Here is a 25,179-nt window from a genome sequence, read left to right as displayed (position 1 = left end):
TTTTAACTACTTTCTTTTGTTTTACTTTCAAGCCACTCCCAAATAAGATGAAATTGACCATTAATTAATGAGTCGTTACCATAAGTTTCGCAAATCGTAACAATTGACTGGTTGGCCCATATCCAATAAGCTTCAGTATTAAATCCAACTTCTTGCATTTTGACATTACTCTCTCTCATCCAGTCAGGAACCACTCGTTCAAAAAAATTAATATAATCAATTTTCATAACTCTTCCACCTTTACGTATATTCCTACTGTATCAGCCCAGAACTTCTCAATAATTTCCGAAGCAACCTGCGCATCATCATTCCAAAATCCCAATGCAGTCATACAATCTTTAGGTAACTTGTTCAAATTATCTGTGTCGGGTTTAGTATCTTTATATTGTCCGTCTACTGATTTTTTGATTTTCGGGAATAACCATTTGACAGTGAGTCGTAATGGACCGGTCATTTTTTTCTCAGGAGCATGGGGTGCAAATTTACTCATAAACATGGCACGAGCTTCCTTCAGCGAATCCGGTTCGTAGAATTGTGGTTTACCGTTTACCACACGGACCTTCTTTTGTTGGTGTGTAGTAGTTGGGATTTTCTTCATCGGGATAAAGAAATCAATCATCGATTAAGCCCTCATATTTAACAAATACGATGATCTCATCTTCATCAAAAATGAATTGGATATCTAAACATTTAATACCATCTTCTCGCAGGTCGTTTATAAAACCGTTAACTTCATTTTTTAAATATTCCAACTCAATATCACTTTTACCATTTTTAAAAAATTCAATTTGCATTTTTTATTCCTTTCTTAATCTACGCGCTTTGTCAAAGATGAGAAAGGAATGGTTTTGGCGAAGTCTAACGCCAAACCTTCCTTTTTCTTTGACTTTTGACGAAGGAAAAACACTTTTAATAACTCTGATAAGAGTTATAGCGTGTCTTTTTCCGGAAAATAACATAAAATTCTCTGTTTTTTACAGGATTTAGAAAAAGGGAAAATTTATGTTTTTTACAGGATTTAGGAAGGGAAAATAACATAAAATTCTCTGTTTTTTACAGGGAAAATTTTCTGTTATTTTCTTTCCCTATTCTGTTTTTTTCTGATAGACAATTCCGTTTTTAATATCAAAACCACCATGCTCTTTGAGATGATTTCGAACTGTTTTTTCGGTAGAATCCAGATACTCTTGCAACTCTGATAATGAAACGGGTGTGAAGCCATCAAATAGAGCACTGTAGGCTGTATCTATTTTTTGCTTACGTTCCTCTGCCTTTTCTTTTTTTGACTTTCTACCTTCCTTAGCTTTCTGCCAGTTCGGCTTACTTTCCTCCAGTTGTATATCTGCCAACACACCAGTTGTATCAACTTCGTGCACTGGATAACTAAACCACATGTTGACCGGCTGAAATTTAGCAAATTCACGTAAAGTTCCTTCAACTCGCCAGCCTGTGCTAATGTTGATAGCGTGGACAGCCTGCTTGATTTCGTCTGTGTAAATTTTACGTACTAGGACATCACTAATCGCTTTTTCAAAGTGTTGTCTCATCTGTGCATTACTTTCCAAATCGTCAAGGCTAACATATTGTTGGTAGTAGCCTAGATTTCGCTCTTGCAAAGCACGTTGATAGATTTTATTGGCAGCCTTATCAGCACGAACCTTAATCAAATCATCGCTAAGCTCAAGCTCTACTAAATCAATCAATGCATCAGGATCACGAGCAAATACTCCAGAACCACTTGCCCTGTCCATGGACTTTTTACCACCTTGACTTCCTTTAGAATGGTGGTGGCAGTAAATTACGCTACATCCAAGTTCCGTGGCTACCTTATCAAATTGATTTGTAAAATGGGCCATCTGATCAGCACTGTTTTCATCACCAGTGAGCACTTTATAAATAGGGTCGATAATAACCGCTTGGTAATTTTTCTTCAGTGAGCGTCTGATAAGTTTAGGTGCTAACTTATCCATTGGTACTGTTTTCCCACGGAGGTTCCAAATGTCAATATTTGCCACATTAGTAGGAGGTAATCCCATCGCATCATAAACATCTTTGAAGCGATGCAAAGCTGATGGTCTGTCCAGTTCCAAATTGACATAGAGGACTTTCCCTTGTTCACATTGCCAACCCAGCCATTTCTGCCCCTCAGCCAAAGCAATAGATAACTCAATCAATGCAAATGACTTACCGGCTTTTGATGGTCCTGCAATTAGCATTTTATGTCCTTGGCGTAACACTCCTTTAATTAATTCAGGAGCCAGCTCTGGCAAATTATCCCATTCATCAGCTAGCGTTTCAGGCTCTGGTAAATCATCATTTAAATCTTCAATCCATTGATACCATTCTTCATAATTGGTTTTACCAATATTTGTATCAATCAAAAATTGCTTGTGACCGTTTCGCATAATACCTGGCATTCGTGATAGACGACTTGGATTACGATTCTGTGTGTCAATATCAAGACCGTTTTTCTTACAGATTTGATAGATGTAATCAACACGTTTGCGGTACTCCTGATAATCACGAGCATCTACTTTGACAATAGCATGTAATGATTTTTTACCGCTATGGACCAATGCCGCTATCGGCAATTCTAGTTCTTTAAATAAAGCATACTGCTTACCAAGTTCCATGCTGTCGGATTCAACCAAGGCATACCTAAAGTCTGTTACATTGTCGTTCTTGACGCCATTGCCATCTAAAGGGTTAAATCGTATCCATGCCCCAGCTTCTTCTTTATAGTCACCGAGGACAGCACCAATGTCATTAGGATTTTTTTGTAATTCTTGGATAAGCTGACCAGCTGTCCTGTCATAGGCTCCTTTTGTTGGTTTATAGATAATGCCCTTATCTGTTTCAATCGGGTATGTTTCTGTCACATATCCGACTTTGTCAGTCGATTCAAAAAGAGTGTTGATGTAAGTAATCAAATCGTGAACAGGTGACCAGTTAGTAGGTTCTCTAATTTCTTTTGCTTCGATCCAGTTCTTGTCAATAATTTTATAGTCACGATCAATAGTGCTATCCCAATCAAGCTCGTGGGCTTCATCACTCGTACGGTAGTCAGATGTCCACCCGTTTTCTTTCGCTAACTGTGTGATAGTTGCACCAGTGACAGTCCCAAGTCCATTGCCTTGAAAACTATCCCATTTAGCGAAACATTCACCCTTTTTGTATCTACTGTCAGACTGTGACCAAATGTCCCAATCCATAGCAGTATATCCTTCGTGTTTTAGGGCCATTCCTACTTGGACCCATGTATGATAATCCACCGTGGCAGGATTGATATAATCCAGCAACGGTAGCAAATTAAAATCATTCTCTGCCATGTTATCCTTTCATTACTCAGGTTGGTATTCTCGAGCATTGATGCCTTTTGGTAAGCGCCATCCGCTAGCAGCAATGCGGTTAATCATGTTTGATGCTACTTCAAATTTCCACATTCCAACGTTTTTAAATCCGTATCGTTCTAGCATTCTGATTTGTTTAGGTGTTGTTAGGCCAGTTTCTCTCCTCTTGGCCAATCGCTCCAATAACTTAGTAGCTTTACCGGCATTTCCAATGTCGTCGGTAAAAATACCAAATTTTTCTAAAGCGTTCTTTTGTTTATCAGAAACAGGAGCCATTTCCCATCCGAATTCTGGCACATAGTCTACTAAGTCCTCAGCATTGATAGACATTTCAAATTGCAACGGATCAACTAATGCACGTTTACGCTTACGCATTTCTGCTAACTGCTTGGCGAGTGCTTCTTCTCGTTCTGCGACAACATCTTTGCTAGCTACTTCTTCAGCTTCTAACAATTCAAAGGCTACTTCAGTTTCCTCGGTCATGTTATCGACCATTTTTTGAGCAACTTCTGGTGTCTTTGCAATTAGATGAGCAGGACGACAAAGTTCATGGCGTTCGGTATGCCATAAAAAATCTAATAACAGTAGATTTTCTTTCCCCGGCGCTAATCGCGTGCCACGTCCTACCATTTGACTATATAGAGCTCTAACTTTGGTTGGTCTTAGTACAACTACGCAATCGACTGTCGGGCAATCCCATCCTTCAGTTAAAAGCATTGAATTGCATAGTACATTATATTTATCATTATCAAAGTCTTCTAGGACTTCAGCACGGTCTTTCGATTCTCCATTGACCTCTGCTGCTTTGAATCCTTTTTGGTTTAGAATATCACGGAATTTTTGGGAAGTTTTAACAAGTGGAAGAAATACAACTGTTTTACGGTTTGCACATTGCTTCACCATTTCATCGGCAATTTGTTCTAGGTACGGGTCAAGCGCCGTCCCGATCTCACTTGCTTTAAAATCTCCAGCTTGCTGACTAACTGTGGATAGGTCCAAAGTCAACGGGATAGTAACCGCGGTAATTTTAGATAGATAACCAGATTTGATGGCATCTACCAAAGAATATTCATAAGCTAAACTATCGAAATATTTACCTAGATTTTGTTTGTCACCACGATCTGGTGTCGCTGTAACCCCCAAAACATTGCTACTATCAAAATGTTGCAAAACTCTTTGGTAACCGTCAGAGATAGCATGATGGGCTTCATCAATAATAATTGTGTCAAAATGATTTGTAGGAAACTTACTCAAACGCTTCTCTCTCTGCATCGTTTGAACTGATCCAACTACAACCCTGAACCATGACCCTAAAGAAGTATTCTCTGCTTTTTCTAATGCTGTCCCTAATCCAGTTGCTGTCATCAATTTATCACTAGCCTGTTCTAAAAGTTCAGACCTATGAGCCAGAACCAAAACTCTCTCTCCGAGCCTTACACGGTCTTCGATAATTTTCGAAAAGACAATAGTTTTACCGCAACCAGTTGGAAGGACAAGAAGAGTTCTCTTCTTGCCGTCTTCCCACTCGTGTTGCACTGCTGACCTTGCCTCTTCTTGGTAAGGTCTAAGCTGCATTAGAATCCTCCCCATCCGCCTTGAGGTTGTTGAGGTGTTTGCATTTGACCTTGTTGATATGACTGCGTTGCTGGTTGTTGTTGAGGTGCAAAATTAGTGCCTTGTGCCTGTTGTCCCTGATATGTAGGTTGAGCAGATTGTTGAGGTGTCATTTGCTGTGGTTGCGCGACATCTTTATTTAAGACTTTTGTCCAATCAACTTCATCAGCGTAAATCATAGATTTGATGTTATCGTATTCGCGATCAGCATAATCGCCGGTGCCTTTACGTTTATTAATACGAGCAACACCCTTAGCTCCGATGACGGTATTCCAGTTCATTTTAAGTGGTTCCCCATGTTTCTTTTGACCAATAGCACCAAAGAAAGCTGATAGCATACCTTCTGTTGTAGTATGTAGGAATAAGTTATGAGTTAATTGCGCGATTCCTTCTGATGTTTCGATTTGAATCGTAACGACCGCCTTGTTACACGCTGGTAATTTTCCTGGACTCTGCGGATTAGGTGTGTGACGAGCACGCTCCATATTAGTTACTGTAAATTGATAATCACCAGGCGCTAATTGAACAAAACCTACACTGTCTTGTGTAATTTCATCATCCCATCCCAATTCACGGTCAAAGTTGTTATTGTATTCAGTCATTTTTATTTCTCCTATTTTCTATTAAGCTAAAATTGTAATGTTAGTTTGATCAGCAAGTTCTTCTTTTAAGTAGTTAGCAATATTATTGATAGCATCTAAGCGCCACTTTCCACCGTCTGCTTCAAACAAAGCCATATTAGCAAGTTGATTAATGCGGAAAATGAACTCACTTGAAGGTTGTTCTACTTCAGAAAATGTGCGGTATGGACGTAATGTAACTGGGTTTGGCGCCTTAGCTTTTGCAAGGCTTGCCACACCTTGTTTAATTGTGGCAGTTTGACCAATGCCATCATCAACAATTTCTGAGCCATTTTCGATTTTTAATGCACTAGCGAATTCAATAACTGTGTTACGATCGTCAGCGTTAACAAATAATGATTGCAGACTAATATTAAAATCAGAAGGTGAATCATAGCGGCCAAATTGAACATTTGGAATAATTGCCTCCACAGTTACTAACACATTTCGATTAAGGTCATCATCATCTTCTTCGCAAACAATAACTTCACGAGGGCCTTCTACAATGACCATAAGACGCTTGGAATTAATATTGTTCATATCTGATTTAAGATAATCAATTAAACTGTCAAGCGTGTTTAAATTCAATGTTTTTGGATAATACTTAGTTTTAAGTTCAACCAAAGAATATTTGTTGCGATCATAATACTCTTTGCCGTCATTGCCAATTATAGTCTCAGGCATTTTGTTGGCTATTTTTACTGCATATTCCAAAGCTTCTTTGATATTTTCTGACATATTAGTTACCTACTTTCTTTTGTTTATTAAAATCAATAACATCTTCGTTAATACCTCTTTCAAGGTCATCAATCGGCTGCCCGATATCTGTTCGTAATGTTGCTTCTTCGTCAAAATATGTTTGACCAGGGATTTTACTTTTAAGTTCGTTAGCATACACTTTGCCATCTTTTTGACCGACAAGCACAGTGGTGGCTACACCTGTTTGTGGCGCCAAGGATGACTTAACTTCCATTGATGTACTAATGACTTCTCGTGTTTCATCTGGGACCATAGTGAGAGTGATGGTCAATTTTCGTTTTGTTTTAATATCAGTATTTGGATCTAGGATATTGTCAAAAACTTTTTCAAGTTCCTTATCCACTTTTTCTTGTAAGCCCCCTTCTCCAATAGCTGATAAATCTAATTTGATTGTTTTATCCATGTTTTGTTATACCTCGATATTATTTCTAATTCCCAAAATCTATGAGCCTTCCACTGTAAAGGGTGGTTCCATTGTTCGGACTTGGGTTTTAATAACTTCCAGTGTGGCTCCCCAATTTGCTACAATCATGCTCCAATAATCTGGTGGAAAATTTTCAATAGGTGTCAGTGGTGGGAAGTGTCCTCGAATATTTGCTACTGCTACTAACTCGTCTGGTGTGACTTTTTCGGACATCATTAAGTCAGTTAAAGCTTGTGGCAATGATGATGGATATACCACTTGTTGACCTGTTTCATTTTTTGGAAGTGGTTGTTGTTGAGGTGTTGTCCGATGCTCATGTGCGTTTTCGTGTGCTGATTGAGTAGGTACTGTTTGCTGAATTGGCGCTGTTTCTGCCGCGAGTTGACTTTGTGCTTGTGTGAATATGTGTGCGATTCCTGCATAGTCAAGAGGCATTTCGTCTGGTAACCCATGACGGTTTTTTGCATCCCACGCTGGGTGGTGCTGCGTGTATAGCACACGTTGTCCGCCAGTAGCTTTCTTCTTTTTGGTATCAGATGTCATGACTACTGTTTTGTAGTTTGCAAACAAAACCATATCAGCCCATTCTTTGACAAGTGGCGCCGTCTGTGAGCTTGTCTTTTTACCAAGTTTCAACTCCCAACGGTCGTAAGCTCCCATCTCGTCAGGTTGTTCAAATTTTCTCATTTGCGCATGGGCAGTTAATACAATGTTGATACCGAGTTCAATCAGTTCTTGGAGCATATTCAAGAATCGACCTACTTCCTCTTTTGTGTAGGTATAACCATTGCCCCAACCAAAGTCCTCTATACCTTTCTTGCCATGTTGCGCACAGACATCATCAACGATTAAGCTTTCTGCCCAATCGATTGTGTCAATGACCAGTGTCTTGCAACATGTTGGATTCGCTTTAATCCATGCAATTTGATTCTTTAGCATAGTGTAGCTTGTTGGTTTATCTAATCGTGCCACATCCATGTTATCTGTTGATCCTTCTGTATCAATAAACAGAGGCTCTGGAAATTGTGCTGCAAAGCTAGATTTTCCGATTCCTTCAGGGCCATAGATGACCACACGTTGAGCCCGTGCACGTTTTCCTCTTGTGATTTGCATTGATATTCTCCTTTCTAAAATCCACCTTGCCAAGCGGGTGCTACTGTTTCGGCAAAACCACCTGCTGCTGCAGTTTCAAAATTATGAGCCTTATTTTCCACGGAGTAGCCGTCCTCGATAATTATCGCGCACTCTTCACCGGTTGAAACTCTGGTTGCGATAGCTTGCAATCCTTCTTGCTCTAGCCATTGGCCAAACTGTGTAAGTGTGATGTTATCCATTTGTTCGAGTTTATCAATCAAAACGAAGTCACACTCTGGTTTAAGTTTTCGTACAATGGCAGTGGCTACCATAAGTTGTTGACTTCCTGACATGTTGTCCCACTCCTGGCCAAGATACAGCAGTTTGCCATCATCAACGGTAAGCCCCTCAAGTGGCAAGTCTGCATTAGTCAATAAATCTCGTTTCTGCTGGCGAATAACCTCAATCTCATTAGTCAATGTGTTGTACTGATCACGTTGCTGCTTAGCGTCTTCCTCTGCCTTATCTTTATCAAAGTTAGCGCGAACTTTACGGTTGACTTCGTCGATATCGGCGATATTTGCCTCGATTTCTGCTGTTGATTCATCATGTAAATCCATAGCGTCAGTATTTGCTATTTTTAAATCCTCGCTTAACTTATTCGTCTTAGCTTCTGCATCTGCTAATAACTTGCGTAAGCGGTCAACTTCCAAGATAGATTGATCATAATCATAGCGGATACGTTCTACATTTTGACGCTTTTGAGCATTCTCTCCGTTCTTGGCTAAGATAGCTTGTTGTTGTTGGATAAGCTCAGAAATACTTACCAGTTGTTTAGGTGCGTCAGGATAATATGTCATCTCCTTAGCAAACTTTTCTTTTTGGTCCGCTATAACACCGATAGCATGACGTTGATTATAGATTTCTTTTTCTTTGAATTCTAATTCAGCTAATTGATCACCGACACCAATAATTTCAAGCAAGACATCTGCTTTCTCTTTTGGTGTTCCATCCATAAACTTTGGTAAGTTAATAGCTAACTCTTCAACAAAGCTATCTAGTAGTTGTTGTCCGCCTTTTTGACCGTTTGGATCAATGACTTTAAGGCTGGCGTTTTTACCTTTCCGTTCAACAATAAGTCCATTAGACATGGTGATTTTAAGCGTAGGCGGCACCATAGACCCTTCTCGCGTTGCTTGGCTAGGTTTGTATTTATTGCCGCCTAGTGCCCAAGCAATTGCGTCTAGAACGCTTGTTTTCCCTTGGTTATTGTTTCCACCAACAATAGTCAAGCCAGTTGCCGACGGCTCAATCTTTACCGCTTTAATACGCTTAACGTTTTCAATTTCCAATTTATTAATTGTTACCATTATCGAAATCCTCGTTTCCTATAGTAAATTTAAAAACTTCAACTGTTTTTGTTTCTGCTGTGAGCTCGCTATTCTCTAAAGCATAACCTAAAAGAGCATTTGTTAAGCTCGTCAGGGTATATCCACATTTATCTGCAATTTCAGCAATTTCATTATAAATTTCAATATCACATCCAATGCGGCCATATCCATTTTGTTGAGCTCCAATTTTTTGCTTTGCTAATCTCATACTATTTATTCCATACCTTTCTAAGTTCCATTTGATCAATTTCATCCAATTCGGCTATACATTTATCTATCGTACTTTGCAAGATAAAACCACTGGCAATAATGACATCTAATAAATTGGCTTTAGCTGTAACTACAAAATAATGTTCCGCCAATTCATTATTTAACCTGCGATTTTCGTCTCGCAAAAATTCGTTATCATTAATTAGTTGTTGTTCCATTCTTTCCTCCTACCAAATCTGCTTGCCAGGCAAACCGTGCAACTGGTTATATCTACGCGCATTGGCTTCCCAACCGTTGTTTTCAATCGTCCATTTTGGTTTTTCTTCTTGTTTTTTTGGTTTTGCGAAAATAAAGTTAAATAAGCTTTTCATTTTGTGTTTTTCTCCATTCTTCAAATTTTTTAACTTTTGTCGAACGACCACCAACCTTGTCAATGTACTTACGGTAATTTCTGTCTTTGTACATCTTTCTTAGTAATCGCTGCGTTTGATCAAATGACTTTCCAATAAATTCAGCTAAATCATTATCATCCATCCATAATTCTTCGTAAGGTACTTCAATACCGCTTTTTAATTTCGCTAGCATATTGTTTCCTTTCATGGTATAATTAAGTAAATTAATTTAGTTAGCGACTGTTCCCGCAGTCGTTTTTTTTGCGGCTAAAACCAACAAATCGTTCTTTTTAGTGAACGTTGTATGTAAAAAAAATTCCAATATCATCTTTTGAAATGCCTAAAATTTCAGCTACTTTTGCTAACTCATCAGCATCAAAAGATACGAATCCGTTCTCGCGTTTTGCGTATCTAGCTCGGTCAGACCATCCTAGTTGCTTAGCCATGTAGTCTTGTGTGTAGCCTTTGGCGATACGCTCCGCTTTAACACGTAAATAATCTACTGCCATATTTCCCCCTCTTCTGTTTTGTCTTTTTATTTCGTTCTCTTAAAAGAACAATCTAAGTATATCAATATCGTTCTTTATTGTCAACACTTTTATCTAAAAAAAATAAAAAAGTTTTTCCGTGAGAACGATTGTGCTTTTTTGAGAACGGTGGTATAATTTAGATAGTCAATAAAAGAAAGGCGAAAAAATGCGAACAAACGATGAAATAATTGACTTGATGGATAATATCAGAAAAGAGAAAAATCTCTCGATAAGTGAATTATCTAGAAAAGTCGGCATGTCAAAATCAGGTGTATCATTATACTTTAATAAAGCAAGAAAATTTCCGCTAGATAGAGCCAACTTATTTGCGAAGGCTTTAGGGACGACACCAGAACATATCATTGGGGTGACACCTAAAAACTCTCCGACACAAACTATTGACCTATCCAATCTCCGTGAACGTGTTGTGATGTTTGACGGAAAACCTTTATCTGACACAGACGTAGAAAAAATCGAAGCTATTATTAAATTGTCTTTAGGAGTGGGGAATGGTGAAGATAAATGAGATACTTAGTCAGTACAATATCAAGTTATTCGAGTTCCCTGAAGCGATGTGGGACAGAAAAGGGTTTTACTATCCAGACAAGCGGATAATCTACATTAATCAAAATCTATCACAAATAGAAAAAGAAAAAGTTATTTTACACGAGTTAGGTCATCTTGAACATGACCCTAAACAGTATCAAAGATTGCTACTAAAATACGAAAACCAAGCCGATAGATTTATGATTAGGGAATTGATAAAGAATTACTTGTCATCTCATGATGTTGTTGATTTTAATTGGTTGCAGTTTGCCACGACATATCAAATATCAACGACGTGGGGGCAAGAGATAATACAAGACGAATTCAAAAAATTAATCTAGGGGATTTATTGTGAAAAAAATAGTATATTTGTTTACCTTATCAGTCTTAATAGTATGTCTCGGAGCTTGCTCTGGTGGCTCAAAAAAAGATACAACATCAAAAACTCTATCATCGGATACTAGTAAAGTATCTGGAGATATGAGCGAAAAAGAATACTTTGACACTCTAATATCTAAGATTGACAAAGTAACAACAGATAACTACAAATCAGAGGAGTATCTATTTTATGACTACAAAACAATTTTAAGAGACCCTAAAAAGTACTTTTCCCTTAAAGTTAGAATCGATAATTTAAAAATAATACAAATCTCTGATAAAGATAAATATACTAAAATTCTAGCAAACACCCCTAATGGGGACTTGTATATGTTGTTTATCGAAACCAAGCGACTAGAAACTAAGCTTTTAGAAACTGATAATATCACTATCAATGGAAGATATTTATTATCTTATGAATATACGACAACAAGTGGTTCCGAGAATAGTGTCCCTCTAATTTATATAGACGGCTACTTACTTTTAGACAAATAAAAAAGCCCCACACTCGCCATCGCCAAACGTTGAGTGTGAGGCCAAACCGTATAAGAAACAAGCATTAAATGGCTCGTTTTCTTATACCCATTTTAACAGAAATTGAGGTATAAAACAAATGTGGATTGAAGAATTATTAAATGGAAAATTTAAATTTATCGAACGTTATACAGATCCATTAACCGGAAAATATAAAAAAGTATCTGTGACACTTGATAAGAATAGTAATCAAGCTAAGAATAAAGCAAGTATTATTATCAAAGAAAAGATTGAAGATAGACTCGCTATTCGCGATCATTCTGAGATGACCTATGGTGAATTAAAGCGCGAATATTTAAATCAATGGATACCAACGGTCAAAGACTCTACAAAGCGTGGTTATTTAGTCTCAGACGGTCATATCGCAACCGTGTTGCCAGATGATACAATTATCAGCAAGTTGACTAAACGCGACATTAGACAACTTATTGACAACTTATTGACAAACCATTCGTACCATGTTACACATAAATGCAGAAAAAGATTACACGCTATTTTGTCTTACGCAATCCAAATGGACTATTTAACAAGCAATCCGACAGATAATGTTTTAGTACCTAAGCCAAAAGAGGAATATATGCCTGAAAAGGTACTTTATTTAACATCTGATGAAGTTTATGACCTCTGTGGTAGAATGATAGCCAACAACGAACAAAAGCTCGCAGACATCGTTTTATTGATGTTTCTGACTGGTGCAAGGTATGGCGAACTGGCTTGCTTGACTTATGATAAGATAGATTTTGAAAATAAAGAAATTCTAATTAACGCAACTTACGATTTTTACACTAAAGAAATCACGACTACTAAGACCAAAAAATCAACTCGCAAAATTTCTGTGTCTGATAACATTTTAGAAATCATCAATCGACAAAATAAAGTAAGTGAATTTATTTTTCCAAATTCAAAAGGTTTACCAATTTTAAACGCATACATCAATAAGCGCCTGAAAATTTATGGTAACTATCATACTCACTTATTCAGACACTCACACATTTCGTTTTTAGCCGAAAAAGGAATACCACTAAAAGCGATTATGGACAGAGTTGGCCATTCAGACCCCAACACAACATTATCAATTTACAGTCATACAACTGTAAATATGAAAGAATTGATTAATAATCAAACTGCCCCTTTTATGCCCCTAAAAATAATTTAGTAATAAAAAAGCCTTTACATCAAAAGGCTTTTTTGGTGACAATAATGACCCCTGCCGGAATCGAACCAGCAACTACTGTTTTCGGTGTTCCTATTGTCTTCTTTTTAAACGTAATAGGCCATCTACTTGCCCTGTTTTGCCAAGCTCACATGACTTCTATCTCTCCAATAAACGCTATAAAACAAGACAAAAGACTAGAACACTCTAGCCTTTTGTCATTCCATCGACTCTTATTCAGATTAACGACGGATTTCTTTAATACGAGCAGCTTTACCTTGTAATGCACGCAAGTAGTAAAGTTTCGCACGACGGACTTTACCGTGGCGGATAACTTCAATTTTGTCAACACGTGGTGTATGGATTGGGAATGTACGTTCTACCCCGATACCACCTGAGATTTTACGAACAGTGTACATTTCTGAAATCCCTTGACCTTTACGTGAAATAACAACACCTTCAAAGATCTGGATACGTTCGCGAGTTCCTTCGACAACTTTTGCGTGAACGCGAACAGTATCACCAGGACGGAAGTTAGGGATATCAGAGCGAAGTTGACCTTCTGTCAAACTTTGGATTAATGGATTCATTTTTATTCTCCTATCTTACTAATCTTAAGTACTTGTCTTAGCGGATTAGCCGTAATTTTCGTGTGTCCATTACACACAAATTCTATTCTAACAAAAAGCTTCTTTATTGTAAAGCTATTTTTTTAACTCCACCTGATTTACCGTCATGTCTTCTAAGTTAGTCATTACCACTTTTTGATAACTGTAAATGGAATGTCTGTGGCTGACCATATAGGCCGCAGCCGAGGTGACAAAATATGCTAGGGCATTTTCTGGACCAAAGACCTCTATCCCAATAAAGATAGGGGCCCAGAACGTATTAGTGGCACTTCCGAATACCGTGGCGTAACCAAGTGCAGCAACTAACAGTACAGGAAGACCTAAGTAAGGGGCCAAAATGATGCCTAAAGAAGCTCCAATAGCAAATAGAGGTGTCACTTCACCACCTTGAAAGCCAGCTGACAAGCTGATAACCGTCACAATCATTTTTAGAAGCCAGTCGTAAGTTAGGATAGTTTGACCAGAAAAAGCTGCCGCAATCAAATTAGTTCCTAGACCACTGTATCTTCCGACGTGACCAATCATCAGACAGATAGATAACAAAGCACCGATAAAAGCAATCCGGAAATAAGGATTTGGTAGTTTTTGACTCAGGTAAGGTTTAAACCAGTCAAGTAAATAGGCAAAACTATTTCCCACCAGACCAAAAATAAGACCTAACCCAATTAATTTAACCAATGTGACGGGAGTTATGGTAAGTGTTTCTTCAAGAACAATCGTAAATTTCTCTAATCCCAAGACATGGGAAGTCCAAGAAGCCACGTAAGCAGCAACTAAGGAAGGCAATAAAGCGGAATAACGAAGCGTTCCTACTAATAAAACCTCAAGGGCGAATACGACAGCAGCAATTGGCGTTTGAAAAAGCCCTGCAAAACCGGCTGCCATCCCCATAATCAAAAGATGTCGCGCGGCTTCTTGACTAGTCACAAATCTCCGACAATAATGAGAGATGGTAGCTCCTATTTGAACGGCTACTCCTTCTCGACCCGCACTCGCTCCAAATAAGTGGGTCACCCAAGTCGAGAACAAAATAAGAGGAATTAGAATAGGGGGAATCTTATCTTTTTGACCATGTCCTACCTCAAAAACCAATCCCATTCCTTGACGAACCTCTTTGCCTAACTTATCGTAAAGAAAAACAATAACAAGGCCTGCTAGAAAAAGAAAAGGAAGAAGCAAGAACAGGTGTTGATCACGATATCCGGAAAGAAACAAAAGCCCTTTGCCAAAAATAACATCAACCACTCCAACCACGCCTCCTATGGGAAGCGCTAATCCTACTAGTCCTAACGCTTCTTTTAAGGAAGGTTTAGGCAGTCTTGCAATTGATTTAATCATTAGTGTCACCACCTGTTAAGTGTTGCGTTTGATACTGTCGTGAAAGAGACATAATAGTTTTGAATGTCTCATGAATAACTGGTTTAAATGCTTGGTCTTTAACGAGACGAGAGATTATATCTAAGATCTGATCTTCCCTCTCCTGATCTAAGACAGTCAATTGATTAGCTAATTTATAAGCTGTTACTTGCTCTACAAGTGCCATCCGCTTTTCTAATAAGGCAACCAAGTGTTGATCAATACCATTGATTTCTTGTCGTATCTCTTCTAAACGCATAACTTTCCTTTTCTAGATGTATTAGAGTATCTTTTTATTATAGTTAATAAAAGGATCAGAAGCAAGGTGAAACTGATAGTTTTTTTCAATCCCTACCCTGAAGTGACATTCCCTTTATTTTGGGTTAAAAAGCTAAAAATGCCAAGGAAGCCCCTGACATTTTTGCTAAATAGTTTTATAGATTATTAACAGCCTGTGAGAGTTGTTCTGCAAAGGCTTCTAGACGGTCGATGTCTTCATCTTCTGCTGCCAAATCTACTTTGACAGGCTCTGCACCTTTGGTTGCACCAGTAAGAGCAAATTGCTCTGAAAAGTCATCTACAGACTTGCAGAAATAATCATAAAATGTATCACCAGAGCCAACCACGCCATAGATTTTACCTTCTAAATCTAAATCTTGTAGGTCTTCGTAAAAATCAACAATTTCATCTGGTAAATCACCATCACCATAAGTATAAGTCGCAACGATTGCTATATCAGCATCCTCAAATTCTGAAGCGTCAACTGTTGTGCACTCGTCAATGTCAACATCATGGCCCAATTCTTGCAATTTATTTGCAACGATATCAGCGATTTCTTCAGTATTTCCTGTCATGCTGGCATAAACGATTTTTGCTAATGCCATAAATTCCTCCCAAAATTACTAAACTATTTTTATTTTAGCACACTTTTTAGGGAAACGCACTAATTCTTTAAAGATAAGGCTGATATGATTGTTCAAGGCGATTCAGAAGCTCTGCTTTTTCAATCGGACTGGCAAAACTAGCCTTGATAGCATCTTGATTGTGCAATAGAAAATCTGCTGCGTCTGTTTGGAAATGTTGGGCAAAAAGTTTGTATTCTTTGATTAAATTGGTATCAGAAACCGTGCGATTATCTGTATTAATCGCCAACTTAGCTCCTGCTGCCTTCATTTCTAAATAAGGAAAATCCGCTATCGACCTCGCAGCTTTCGTCTGGAGGTTGCTAGTCAGGCAGAGCTCTGCAGTCACCTCATTTTCAATAAACTTAGACAGCAACTCTTTTTGATGATGAATAGCTGTCACATGCCCTAAGCGCTTGATACCTAAATCAATAGCATCTGAAATATAGTTAGGACAGCCACATTCTCCAGCATGCAAGGTAAAAGGAAGACCCCGTTCTTTGGTTTGCTTAATTATTCTTTCTAATACAGTTGGCGGGAAGTCAAGTTCATTACCTGCAAAATCAAAACCGACTAAGCCTTTTGACGCCAAAGAAACCACCTGGTCAAAAATAGCTTGACTCACTGCTTGAGACGATTGACGAAGCCCACACACAATAGCCTTGCCCACAACACCAAAGTCTTCTTGACCTTTTTGAATACCTGTTAACACAGCCTCTACAACATCAACAGCTGTCAGTCCTTGATCCATTGACAATTCTGGTGCAAAACGAATCTCAATATAAATCACTTGGTCATCTGCCGCTTGCTTCATTACGTCATAAGCAGCTAATTCCAAGGCCTCTTGCGTCTGTAAAAGAGGTCTTATGACATCAAATGTTTTAAGGTAATCCATCAATGACTCGCAGGTTTCTGGAGCTGTGACCAAGGTTTTTAAGCTAGCGTCGTCTTCGGGTAAGGTTACATTCGCTAAGGTTGCCAATTGACGAATGACCTCTAAGGAGAGAGAACCATCAAGGTGGCAATGCAATTCTGTTTTAGCTATTGTGTTAAAGTCTATTGTTTCCAAAGCAGGTCTCCTTGTAAAGATTTTTTTAATATCATACCAAAACTAAAGGAAAAAGCAAGCAATTTCTGTCACATTTTCGGGTGTAATGTCTGTATTTTATAAACTTTAGAAAGGCTGAAAAATTCGTTTTCACAAAAAATTAAACAAAATCCGAACCTTATTTTCAAAAAGATAACTTGTTGCAAATTTTTGTGCTTCATTTGGGTTTCTGTTATGATGACGACAGGAAAAAGCGAACAGAAGGTTTTTAAATGACAAGCTATTATATCCCCGAGATTTGGGAAAATAAAGGACACATTTCAGGACTCAACGCTGACACTGCAGGAAGCCGGTTTGAGGAAATTTTACCTAAAGGGAAGAAGCCTTACCAACTCTAATCCTCTGGAACACCAAATGGCATTAAAGCTACTATTATGTTTGAAGAGTTAAAAGAATTAGGTGTTTCAAGAGTTGACTACGACTTGTTTCGTATTGATATCTCTAAAGGAGAACAAGTTGGCAGTGACTTTGTAAGCATCACCCCAAATGCTAAAATCCCTGCTCTGCTCGATTTATCAGGAGAAGAACCCATCCGTGTCTTTGAATCGGCACATATTTTGCTTTATCTTGTTGATAAACACCATCAACTGATCCCTCAAACACCCAAAGAGCGTACTGAAGTCCTCGATTGGTTATTTTGGCAGACTGGTGCTGCCCCCTTTTGGGGCGGTGGCTTTGGTCATTTTTTCCATTACGCCAAGGAGAAATTAGAATACCCTATTGACTGCTTTGCTATGGAAGCTAAACGCCAACTTGATTTATTAGATAGAGAATTATATCAAAAACCTTACATTGCTAGTAATAACTATACCATTGCCGATATTGCCATCTGGGCATGGTATGGGCAATTAGCCCAAGACAAGCTTTGGAACAGGGCTGGGCTATTTCTTCAAGTAAATCATTACGAGTATATACAGGCTTGGAGCCACACTATCGCCAAACGTCCTGCTGTGAATCGAGGACTAGCTGCAAACTACCAAGCTATATCTTAATTTTTTTCTTGACTGCTTTTGGCAATTTTCATAGAAGATTGTGCTATAATATGAGACAAAGAAGACAACAATGAAGGAAGTAAGATGATGTGGACCCTAAAACCTTTTGACCAATTATCTACAGAAGAGCTTTTTGCGATTTATAAGGAGCGTGTTGCTGTCTTTATTGTAGAACAGGCCTGTCCTTACCCTGAAGTGGATGATCTCGATAAAGAAGCCCTACACCTCTTTACTAAAGATGAGCTTGGTATCACAGCTTACTGTCGCTTAATCCCCGCAAAAGACCAACTGAAACTGGGGAGAGTTTTAGTGACTAGTCGCGTTCGAAAAACTGGTCTTGGTAGTGACTTGGTCGCCAAAGCGTTAGAGGTAGCTGAGAATCAGTTTCCAGATTTACCCGTTTATGCTCAGGCACAGGCTTACTTAGAACAATTTTATGCCTCATTTGGTTTTAAACCAATCTCTGAAATTTATTTAGAAGATGATATTCCCCACCTTGATATGCTGAAAGATTAAAAAACATGACAACAACTTTTGAAACTATTCTAGAAACCATTAAAGCTTACCAGACGATTATTATCCATCGTCATCAAAATCCCGACCCTGATGCTCTAGGGAGCCAGGCGGGCTTAAAAGAAATCATTAAGCAAAATTTCCCAGATAAAAAGGTCTTGATGACCGGTGTTGACGAACCCAGTCTCACTTGGATAAGTCAAATGGATCAGGTGGATGATGAGGATTACAAGGAAGCCTTGGTCATCGTCACTGATACTGCTAATCGACCAAGAATTGATGATGACCGTTACCTGAATGGCAACTGTTTGATGAAAATTGATCATCACCCAAATGAAGATATCTATGGTGATTTCTATTATGTGGACACAACTGCTTCCAGTGCTAGTGAAATCATTGCAGACTTTGCCTTTAGTCAAAACCTGATGATTTCTGACAAGGCGGCTAGTCTCTTATACACTGGTATTGTTGGGGATACTGGTCGTTTCCTCTATGCATCAACTACCAGTAAAACCCTCACCATTGCTAGCCAGCTTAGACATTTCCATTTTGATTTTGCAGCTATATCTAGGCAAATGGATTCTTTCCCTTTTAAAATTGCAAAGCTACAAGGTTATGTTTTTGATCATCTCACAATTGATGAGAGCGGCGCTGCTTATGTCCTTCTCAGTCAAGACACCCTTAAAACCTTTGACGTGTCCTTAGCTGAAAGCTCTGCCATTGTCTCAGCTCCAGGTAAAATTGATATCGTTAAGGCCTGGGCTATTTTCGTTGAACAAGCTGATGGTAGCTACCGCGTTCGCATGCGCAGTAAAGAAAAAGTTATCAACGGTATCGCAAAGCGCCATGACGGTGGGGGCCATCCTCTTGCAAGTGGAGCCAATTCAGCTACTTTAGAAGAAAATCAAACGATTTTCCAAGAATTGATTGCTGTTTGTCAGGGAAATTAGTTTTTCTGTGAAATAATCAGAGAAAAGGCTTGTCAAGTCTTTCAACTTCTGTTAAAATGGAATGGTTAATAACTATGATGCGGAATGTGTCATGGCAGAAAGGAATTTTTTTAAGATGAGAAAAGACATTCATCCAGATTATCGTCCAGTTGTTTTCCTTGATACAACTACAGGTTACCAGTTCCTTAGCGGCTCAACAAAAGCTTCTAAAGAAACCGTTGAGTTTGAAGGTGAAACTTACCCACTTATTCGTGTGGAAATTTCATCAGATTCACACCCATTCTACACAGGACGTCAAAAGTTCACTCAAGCAGATGGACGCGTGGACCGCTTCAACAAAAAATACGGTCTCAAAGACGCAAACGCAGCAAAATAAGCAAGACAATACGAAAAACCTTCCTGTTTCAGGAGGGTTTTTCTTTTGAGCTAGTAGACCAAAATCACTTAACCGATGACTTCTATACAAAAACTTTAAGCTTTATTACTTTGACGACTACTAATTGGATAAGGGTGAATTGTTACCCCTTTGACCACACGATTAACTGTACCTGTTGGAGATGGAGTATCAGGACGATTTCCTACTGTAATAGCTGTCAAGAGAGCTAGCATTTGTGCCACTAAAATCATTGGAAAGGCAAGATAGGCATCAGGCAATAACTGACTAACTTCCAATAAAAATTGATCCCCTGAAAAATTGGTTGTGCCTTCTTGCAAGAGGGCTAGGGTTTTTAGAGCAATACCATCTGCTCTAACTTCTTCTAATATATCTAAATCATATTGTCTAACATAAGGATCACTATTGACAAATCCTATTACCAAGGTGTCCTTGTTAATAAAGGACTTTGGCCCATGCCTAAATCCCATCGAAGACTCATAAACTGTTGCAACCTGACCAGCAGTCAATTCTAGCATTTTTAGTTGAGCCTCCTGGGTTAAGTTAGCTAAACTTGCTGAACCCAGATAAACTAGACGTTCAAATCCTAAATCAGCTAGCTCTTGTAGCCGTTCTTCTTGATCAAGAATAATTTGTCCAGCAAAAACCATATCAGCCACATAAGACTGCTTCTGAGATAAGTCGGTCGCATCATCGAAAATCAAAAGAGCTGCTAGCATCATGCAAGTGAAGCTACCTGTCATGGCAAAACCAGCATCATTGGCAGCTTCTGGCATTAAATAGAGAAAAGAATGATCATCTTGCTGTGCTTTTTTCGCCAGCTCCCCATCTTTGGCACAAGTAATGGTCAAATGATAACTATTCGGTACCAGTTGATTGACCAGATTAACAGCTGCCACACTTTCTGGGCTATTACCACTCCTAGCAAAGGAGACTAATAGTACCGTCTCTTCCTCAGCAAGATAATATTCTGGCGCCGCAACCAGATCCGTTGAAGCAATACTATCAAAGAAATAGCGCTGCCGATTCCCTCCCCTATTCAAGTAGGGACAAATAGTATTGCCAACATATTCTGATGTTCCTGCACCTGTAAAAATAACACGAACTCTATTTCCGTTAGCGCTTTCATAAACTGCCCTTAAAAAAGAAACTAGGGCTTCTTTTGTTACGTCAAAAGAAGCCATGGTGTCTTGCCACAAAGCTGGTTGTTGCTTGATTTCTTTGGTAGTAATAGCTGCACCAAGAGCTTCCAAAGCTTCCTGCGATTTTGTAAACATGTATTAACCTCCCATTTCTTTATCCATTGGGGTGATGTTGCACCCTATACCTAAACTGGTCTGCTCTTGCAATACTGAAAGTAAATTCGATCAAAATATTTTTATCGTTATAAGTTTTACGAATAATATGTAAGACAGGATCTCCTTTTTTGATTCCCAAAAGGTCTGCTTCATAGTCCAAGGCAATGCTAGCATAAAACTCTTCTTCTGCTAGGCGAATAGTTTCTTGGTAATCCTCTGCAAATAAATCGTACATTGGCTTACGCTTCAAGTGCTCAATGCTTAACCCGTGAAAAAGCTGAGCAGGAATATAGGATCGTTCAAACATCAAAGGCATATCATCTGCAATCCTTAGACGCTCTAATTCAAAAACGTCAGTATCAACATCTATCTCCAAGAGACCAGATAAGTAGGGTGTCACTTGATACCGTTCAAAGGAAAGAATTTCTGTTTTTAGGCATTTTTCCCATTTTTTTCATCTGCTCTGTAAAGCTATAGGTACTTGATAAATCAGTGGGGGGTTCCTTGATACCAGAAACATAGGTTCCCTTACCCTGCTTTTTATAAATTAAGCCCCGCAGTTCTAATTCTTTAAGAGCTAGTCTAATCGTGATGCGGCTAACATCGTAAAGGTTGCTTAACTCTCGTTCTGACAGTAACTTATCGTTCGCTGTCATGCTCTTTCTGATTTTAACTTCTAGGGCATCAACAATCTGTAAATAGAGTGGTTGTTCTTTTGGCATCCTATTCACCTCTAGCTTGTTATAACCACCTCAAGTATATTATAATAATAAGACTTAGTCCAGCAAATATTTATAAATATTAAACTTTTTTGATCAAAAATAAAAGAAAGAAAACAAAAAGCAAACCTAATCTTTCTTAGGTTTGCTTTTTTAGCATTAATGAGCATTGATTTCTTGGGCAATTTCACGACCAGATAAGTCTGAACCGTAGTAAGTTGGCCAATGTTCTAACTCTTTATGTAATTTTTCTTGGCTATCACCACCCCAATACAAGTGGAAATGCTCTGCTTTTTCAGGAGCAATGGCATGGTCACTAAATTGGACATACTTGAATTCGCCAGCATCTGCTTCTTTAGCTTCAAACATGAAACGAACCCCACGATTTCCTTTTGGATAAGTCAAGATTTCTTTACCAGCATATTTGTAAGTAAAAGTTTTCTTTTCACCATTTCGCACAAATGTCATGGTGTTTTTCTTACCATTAATGTTGATTTGCTCTACATCAGTTTTGTAACCAGTAGTGTAGTAATCTTTGTATTCAGCTGCTGTCATTTTACCTTTAGATTTTTTAGCCTTGTAATCCCAAACTTGGTCTAAAGTGCCATCTTGAAGGTATGGGTAAACAGACTGCCAGTTACCAGACCAGTCAGATAATTTACGGTCTTTGACGTCTTTATCTTTGAAGTAACCATTATACACTGTCTTAGTGGTATCTTCTTCTGGAAGGATTTCTTTACCGGCAACATCAGTCGTCAAGCGTAATGTTTCAAGATTTTTGCGCATGACTGTAAAGTAATCTTCGCCAGCTTTCATTTCTTTTTCTGTTAAGCCTTCAAGAGGACTAAGAACAGCTGTTTTAACTCCTGCTTCCTTAGCTAACGTTTTAGCTACCTTGTTTGAAGCATTTTCCTCAAAATAAATGTATTTTACGCCATATTTCTTAACGTATTTTGATAAAGCTGCAATACGTTTTGCTGATGGTTCTGCATCTGGTGTGACACCATTAATCGCAATTTGGTTCAAGCCATAGTCAAGTGCCATGTAGCCAAAAGCAGCATGTTGAGTGACAAAGCTCTTTTGTTTTGCATCTGAAAGGGCTGTTGTGTAGTCCTTGTCAAGGTCTTTTAGTTTTTCAATATAAGCCGCTGCATTCGCTTTAAAGTCATCAGCTTTTTCTGGATAAGCTTTTGAAAGACTGTCGCGAATATTTTCAACAACCGTAATGCTACGGTATGGTGACAACCACACATGTGGGTCAAAGGCATGGCTGTGCTCTTCTTCGCCATGTTCGTCATGATCATGCTCTTTATCAGCCTCCTCGTGATCATGACCGTGTTCATGGTCATGGTCGTGACCAGCACCTGCTACAAGTAGCATGTTACCAGTTCCTTTAACAATAGTTACTTTTTTAGATTTCAATGATTTTTTAACATCAGAAATCCATGTTTCCATGTTGTCGTCCATATAAACGAACGCATCTGCATCTTGAATTTTTTTAATGTCTTTGGTTGAAGGTTCAAAATCATGAGGCTCTGTTCCTGCCTTTATCAATAGTGACACATCGCCATCTTTACCAATAACACCTTTTGTAAATTCGTAGACAGGGTAGAAAGTTGTGACAACCTTAACTTTACCCTCTGCTAACACTTGTTTTGCTTGGCTAAGTTGCCAAGCAAAAAACACACCGATTAAACTAATCATTAAAAGAATTTTCTTCTTCATGATTCCTCCTTTGTAATTAACTGGTTAAAAATCGACCAGTTAAGTATAACACACTCTCACCGTTTTTCCAAGTTTTTGATGTTTTTAATCTTATCATTCATGAAAAAAACTAGAAAAAGGCTGAGCTCTTCTGCTCAACCTTGAATTTGTTTAGTCACTAAGACTGAAACGATTGGTCATTAAATTACTAGCATCAAAGAGAATCTTATTCAGCAAAGCTTGAGTATCTACTTGAATCTCATCGCTCATTTTTTGGTTTTCTTCTTCTAAATCAACTGTTTCACCTGCTAATAGCTTTGCCTCAACTGCGTGTAATCGAGCATGACCTTTTGCCATCGTTGCTTCTAAATAATTTTCCAAATCTGTTTCATGATGATTATGGTGAGGATCTGCCAAAGCCGCAATCAAGCGGCTGGTCCAATAAAAATTATCGGTAGACACATTTTCGTGAGTGTTAGCAAAATAATCTGGAATAGTCTTCACCTGTGTGAAAAAAGGTACCATGGTATTAAATGGCATTGACCCATAAGCCATCCACTGGATAGCGGCAATTTCTTTAGGTTTATGAGGACGAATTTGCAAAATAGCTGTTTGGCTTGTACGATTAATGCCAATAGGACGGAAAGCTTTCTTGCTAACCGGAGTCCCTTCTGAACCATAAGGATCATAAACCGTATCCTGATAGTGACTACTCAAAACGTATTTAACATCTTCTACAGTGATTTTACGGTAAGGTTTTTGGCACCAAGGAAGTGCAAAACTACGTGGATCTTGAACAATTTCTGGATTTAAGAATTTTTGCATGATCCAAGCACGTGGCGTATTATAGTGACGGTCTTTGTCACGTTGGCTACCAAAGGCATATCGGGGATTAAAATGCTCATGACTATAGGTTAAATCTAAGTGATACGTGTCAATAAAGTCCTTTAAATCAGCTGAGCAAAGGTAATCTTCAGGATTGTTAAATTCAAAATGATCAATGCCAAATTGATTGGGATTGGTGACATAAGCATCATCTGGCACCCGTCTTGCAATCCAGTGATGACCACCAATCGTTTCCAGCCACCAAATGTCATGTTCATCGGAAAAAGCCACACCATTTGACTCGTAAGTTCCATATTCTTCTAAAATGGCACCAAGACGCAAAACCCCTTCACGCGCAGAACGGATATAAGGAAGCACTAAGGTTACCATGTCCTCCTCACCAATACCAGAAGCTACTAGAGGGTCTGCTCCTAAAACACGAGAATTGGTAGTGATGGTTTCAGTTGCTGACATGGCCACATTAGCCTCGTTCACACCAGCTTCTGCCCAGATACCATCTTTACCAAGCGCATCAGGAACAGACGTGTAAGTCATGGGATTGTCAGGTAACTCCATTTCAAAGGAAGATTGCACCGAACGGTAATGTCTAGGCTGATCTTCTGCTTTAACCACGACCATTTTTTTAGGAGTGAAATCTCCATTTTGGGAATCTTCGGTCCGGGCAATCATAGTTGAGCCGTCATAAGACACTCTTTTTCCAACAAGAATAGTGGTGCAGGCCATAATAAGTCTCCTTTACAAACGATATATCTCTTTTATCATACCACAGAATATCAGACACTTCAAAAAAACA

The 25,179-nt window shown here is 38.6% G+C and carries 30 protein-coding genes and 2 pseudogenes; 8 read left to right on the top strand and 24 right to left on the bottom strand.

Features of this window, described 5'->3' with window-relative positions:
* Positions 1-2: 2 nt before the first annotated feature.
* The 15 genes from DYD17_RS03955 to DYD17_RS03890 form a co-directional block, all read right to left on the bottom strand.
* Positions 3-227, bottom strand: coding sequence for a hypothetical protein (locus DYD17_RS03955; protein ID WP_023612313.1), 225 nt, complete (start codon positions 225-227; stop codon positions 3-5).
* Complete coding sequence (locus tag DYD17_RS03950) at positions 224-619, bottom strand: RusA family crossover junction endodeoxyribonuclease (RefSeq protein ID WP_023612320.1); 396 nt, start codon at positions 617-619, stop codon at positions 224-226. Before DYD17_RS03950 ends, DYD17_RS03955 begins: the two co-directional genes overlap by 4 nt.
* The gene (locus DYD17_RS03945; protein WP_003059078.1) at positions 612-794 is read right to left on the bottom strand and encodes a hypothetical protein; all 183 of its coding nucleotides are present in this window, start codon (positions 792-794) and stop codon (positions 612-614) included. Before DYD17_RS03945 ends, DYD17_RS03950 begins: the two co-directional genes overlap by 8 nt.
* A 291-nt stretch (positions 795-1,085) precedes the next feature.
* On the bottom strand, positions 1,086-3,329 hold the full coding sequence (locus DYD17_RS03940; protein WP_115276348.1) for an AAA family ATPase: 2,244 nt from the start codon (positions 3,327-3,329) through the stop codon (positions 1,086-1,088).
* 12 nt (positions 3,330-3,341) lie between these two features.
* On the bottom strand, positions 3,342-4,925 hold the full coding sequence (locus DYD17_RS03935; protein ID WP_115276347.1) for a DEAD/DEAH box helicase: 1,584 nt from the start codon (positions 4,923-4,925) through the stop codon (positions 3,342-3,344).
* Entirely contained in the window at positions 4,925-5,566 is a 642-nt protein-coding gene (locus tag DYD17_RS03930) for a hypothetical protein (RefSeq protein ID WP_115276346.1), read from the bottom strand. The genes DYD17_RS03935 and DYD17_RS03930 overlap by 1 nt, the downstream gene beginning before the upstream one ends.
* 21 nt (positions 5,567-5,587) lie before the next feature.
* Positions 5,588-6,322: a hypothetical protein gene (locus tag DYD17_RS03925; protein WP_115276345.1), complete on the bottom strand. Its 735-nt coding sequence runs from the start codon at positions 6,320-6,322 to the stop codon at positions 5,588-5,590.
* A gap of 1 nt (position 6,323) precedes the next feature.
* A complete protein-coding gene (locus DYD17_RS03920; protein ID WP_115276344.1) occupies positions 6,324-6,746 on the bottom strand; it encodes a hypothetical protein in 423 nt (140 codons plus the stop codon).
* A gap of 39 nt (positions 6,747-6,785) precedes the next feature.
* The gene (locus DYD17_RS03915; protein ID WP_115276343.1) at positions 6,786-7,880 is read right to left on the bottom strand and encodes an ATP-binding protein; all 1,095 of its coding nucleotides are present in this window, start codon (positions 7,878-7,880) and stop codon (positions 6,786-6,788) included.
* A 14-nt stretch (positions 7,881-7,894) separates the two neighbouring features.
* A complete protein-coding gene (locus DYD17_RS03910; protein WP_030127673.1) occupies positions 7,895-9,214 on the bottom strand; it encodes an AAA family ATPase in 1,320 nt (439 codons plus the stop codon).
* Complete coding sequence (locus DYD17_RS03905; RefSeq protein ID WP_003056170.1) at positions 9,198-9,440, bottom strand: hypothetical protein; 243 nt, start codon at positions 9,438-9,440, stop codon at positions 9,198-9,200. The genes DYD17_RS03910 and DYD17_RS03905 overlap by 17 nt, the downstream gene beginning before the upstream one ends.
* A 1-nt stretch (position 9,441) precedes the next feature.
* Complete coding sequence (locus DYD17_RS03900) at positions 9,442-9,660, bottom strand: hypothetical protein (RefSeq protein ID WP_023612348.1); 219 nt, start codon at positions 9,658-9,660, stop codon at positions 9,442-9,444.
* Positions 9,661-9,669: 9 nt separating this feature from the next.
* Complete coding sequence (locus DYD17_RS10940; protein ID WP_164492191.1) at positions 9,670-9,813, bottom strand: hypothetical protein; 144 nt, start codon at positions 9,811-9,813, stop codon at positions 9,670-9,672.
* A complete protein-coding gene (locus DYD17_RS03895) occupies positions 9,797-10,027 on the bottom strand; it encodes a hypothetical protein (RefSeq protein ID WP_023612302.1) in 231 nt (76 codons plus the stop codon). Before DYD17_RS03895 ends, DYD17_RS10940 begins: the two co-directional genes overlap by 17 nt.
* A gap of 97 nt (positions 10,028-10,124) precedes the next feature.
* Positions 10,125-10,343: a helix-turn-helix domain-containing protein gene (locus DYD17_RS03890; protein WP_023612341.1), complete on the bottom strand. Its 219-nt coding sequence runs from the start codon at positions 10,341-10,343 to the stop codon at positions 10,125-10,127.
* 187 nt (positions 10,344-10,530) lie between these two features.
* On the opposite strand from DYD17_RS03890, the gene DYD17_RS03885 reads away from it, so the two are divergent.
* The 4 genes from DYD17_RS03885 to DYD17_RS03870 all read left to right on the top strand — a co-directional run bounded on the left by DYD17_RS03885 (position 10,531) and on the right by DYD17_RS03870 (position 12,978).
* Positions 10,531-10,890 (top strand): helix-turn-helix domain-containing protein, encoded by a 360-nt coding sequence (locus tag DYD17_RS03885; protein ID WP_023611288.1) that lies wholly within the window; start codon positions 10,531-10,533, stop codon positions 10,888-10,890.
* The gene (locus DYD17_RS03880; protein ID WP_030126053.1) at positions 10,874-11,251 is read left to right on the top strand and encodes an ImmA/IrrE family metallo-endopeptidase; all 378 of its coding nucleotides are present in this window, start codon (positions 10,874-10,876) and stop codon (positions 11,249-11,251) included. The genes DYD17_RS03885 and DYD17_RS03880 overlap by 17 nt, the downstream gene beginning before the upstream one ends.
* A 10-nt stretch (positions 11,252-11,261) precedes the next feature.
* Positions 11,262-11,783 (top strand): hypothetical protein, encoded by a 522-nt coding sequence (locus tag DYD17_RS03875; RefSeq protein WP_023612337.1) that lies wholly within the window; start codon positions 11,262-11,264, stop codon positions 11,781-11,783.
* Positions 11,784-11,901: 118 nt separating this feature from the next.
* Positions 11,902-12,978, top strand: coding sequence for a tyrosine-type recombinase/integrase (locus tag DYD17_RS03870; RefSeq protein ID WP_111685702.1), 1,077 nt, complete (start codon positions 11,902-11,904; stop codon positions 12,976-12,978).
* A 239-nt stretch (positions 12,979-13,217) separates the two neighbouring features.
* On the opposite strand, the gene rplS is transcribed toward DYD17_RS03870, so the two are convergent.
* From rplS to add, 5 genes are all read right to left on the bottom strand, one after another.
* Positions 13,218-13,565 (bottom strand): 50S ribosomal protein L19, encoded by a 348-nt coding sequence (rplS, locus tag DYD17_RS03865; protein WP_002985298.1) that lies wholly within the window; start codon positions 13,563-13,565, stop codon positions 13,218-13,220.
* A 114-nt stretch (positions 13,566-13,679) separates the two neighbouring features.
* Positions 13,680-14,942, bottom strand: a complete 1,263-nt coding sequence (locus tag DYD17_RS03860) for a voltage-gated chloride channel family protein (RefSeq protein ID WP_115252761.1) — start codon at positions 14,940-14,942, stop codon at positions 13,680-13,682.
* Positions 14,935-15,219: a chorismate mutase gene (locus tag DYD17_RS03855; protein ID WP_115252760.1), complete on the bottom strand. Its 285-nt coding sequence runs from the start codon at positions 15,217-15,219 to the stop codon at positions 14,935-14,937. The genes DYD17_RS03860 and DYD17_RS03855 overlap by 8 nt, the downstream gene beginning before the upstream one ends.
* A gap of 175 nt (positions 15,220-15,394) precedes the next feature.
* A complete protein-coding gene (locus tag DYD17_RS03850; RefSeq protein WP_003056802.1) occupies positions 15,395-15,844 on the bottom strand; it encodes a flavodoxin in 450 nt (149 codons plus the stop codon).
* Positions 15,845-15,911: 67 nt separating this feature from the next.
* Complete coding sequence (gene add / locus DYD17_RS03845) at positions 15,912-16,931, bottom strand: adenosine deaminase (protein WP_115252759.1); 1,020 nt, start codon at positions 16,929-16,931, stop codon at positions 15,912-15,914.
* A gap of 251 nt (positions 16,932-17,182) precedes the next feature.
* Here add and yghU point away from each other — a divergent pair.
* The 4 genes and pseudogenes from yghU (at position 17,183) to DYD17_RS03825 (ending at position 19,801) form a co-directional block, all read left to right on the top strand.
* A pseudogene (gene yghU / locus DYD17_RS03840) lies at positions 17,183-17,962 on the top strand (glutathione-dependent disulfide-bond oxidoreductase).
* A gap of 84 nt (positions 17,963-18,046) precedes the next feature.
* Positions 18,047-18,478 (top strand): GNAT family N-acetyltransferase, encoded by a 432-nt coding sequence (locus tag DYD17_RS03835; protein WP_115252758.1) that lies wholly within the window; start codon positions 18,047-18,049, stop codon positions 18,476-18,478.
* Positions 18,479-18,483: 5 nt separating this feature from the next.
* On the top strand, positions 18,484-19,425 hold the full coding sequence (locus DYD17_RS03830) for a DHH family phosphoesterase (protein ID WP_115246482.1): 942 nt from the start codon (positions 18,484-18,486) through the stop codon (positions 19,423-19,425).
* Between the two features lie 115 nt (positions 19,426-19,540).
* On the top strand, positions 19,541-19,801 hold the full coding sequence (locus DYD17_RS03825; RefSeq protein WP_002985307.1) for a type B 50S ribosomal protein L31: 261 nt from the start codon (positions 19,541-19,543) through the stop codon (positions 19,799-19,801).
* Positions 19,802-19,896: 95 nt separating this feature from the next.
* On the opposite strand, the gene DYD17_RS03820 is transcribed toward DYD17_RS03825, so the two are convergent.
* The 4 genes and pseudogenes from DYD17_RS03820 to DYD17_RS03805 all read right to left on the bottom strand — a co-directional run bounded on the left by DYD17_RS03820 (position 19,897) and on the right by DYD17_RS03805 (position 25,109).
* On the bottom strand, positions 19,897-21,096 hold the full coding sequence (locus tag DYD17_RS03820; RefSeq protein ID WP_115252757.1) for an SIS domain-containing protein: 1,200 nt from the start codon (positions 21,094-21,096) through the stop codon (positions 19,897-19,899).
* Between the two features lie 19 nt (positions 21,097-21,115).
* Positions 21,116-21,839, bottom strand: a pseudogene (locus tag DYD17_RS03815) (GntR family transcriptional regulator).
* A 156-nt stretch (positions 21,840-21,995) separates the two neighbouring features.
* On the bottom strand, positions 21,996-23,561 hold the full coding sequence (locus DYD17_RS03810) for a zinc ABC transporter substrate-binding protein AdcA (protein WP_003050086.1): 1,566 nt from the start codon (positions 23,559-23,561) through the stop codon (positions 21,996-21,998).
* A gap of 150 nt (positions 23,562-23,711) precedes the next feature.
* The gene (locus DYD17_RS03805) at positions 23,712-25,109 is read right to left on the bottom strand and encodes a C69 family dipeptidase (RefSeq protein ID WP_115252756.1); all 1,398 of its coding nucleotides are present in this window, start codon (positions 25,107-25,109) and stop codon (positions 23,712-23,714) included.
* Positions 25,110-25,179 lie beyond the last annotated feature (70 nt).

The sequence above is a fragment of the Streptococcus dysgalactiae subsp. dysgalactiae genome (genome assembly GCF_900459225.1).
GTDB classification, from domain to species: Bacteria; Bacillota; Bacilli; order Lactobacillales; family Streptococcaceae; genus Streptococcus; species Streptococcus dysgalactiae.
Note: the sequence above shows the minus strand (reverse complement) of the source record. Positions and strands in the feature narration are given on the sequence as shown.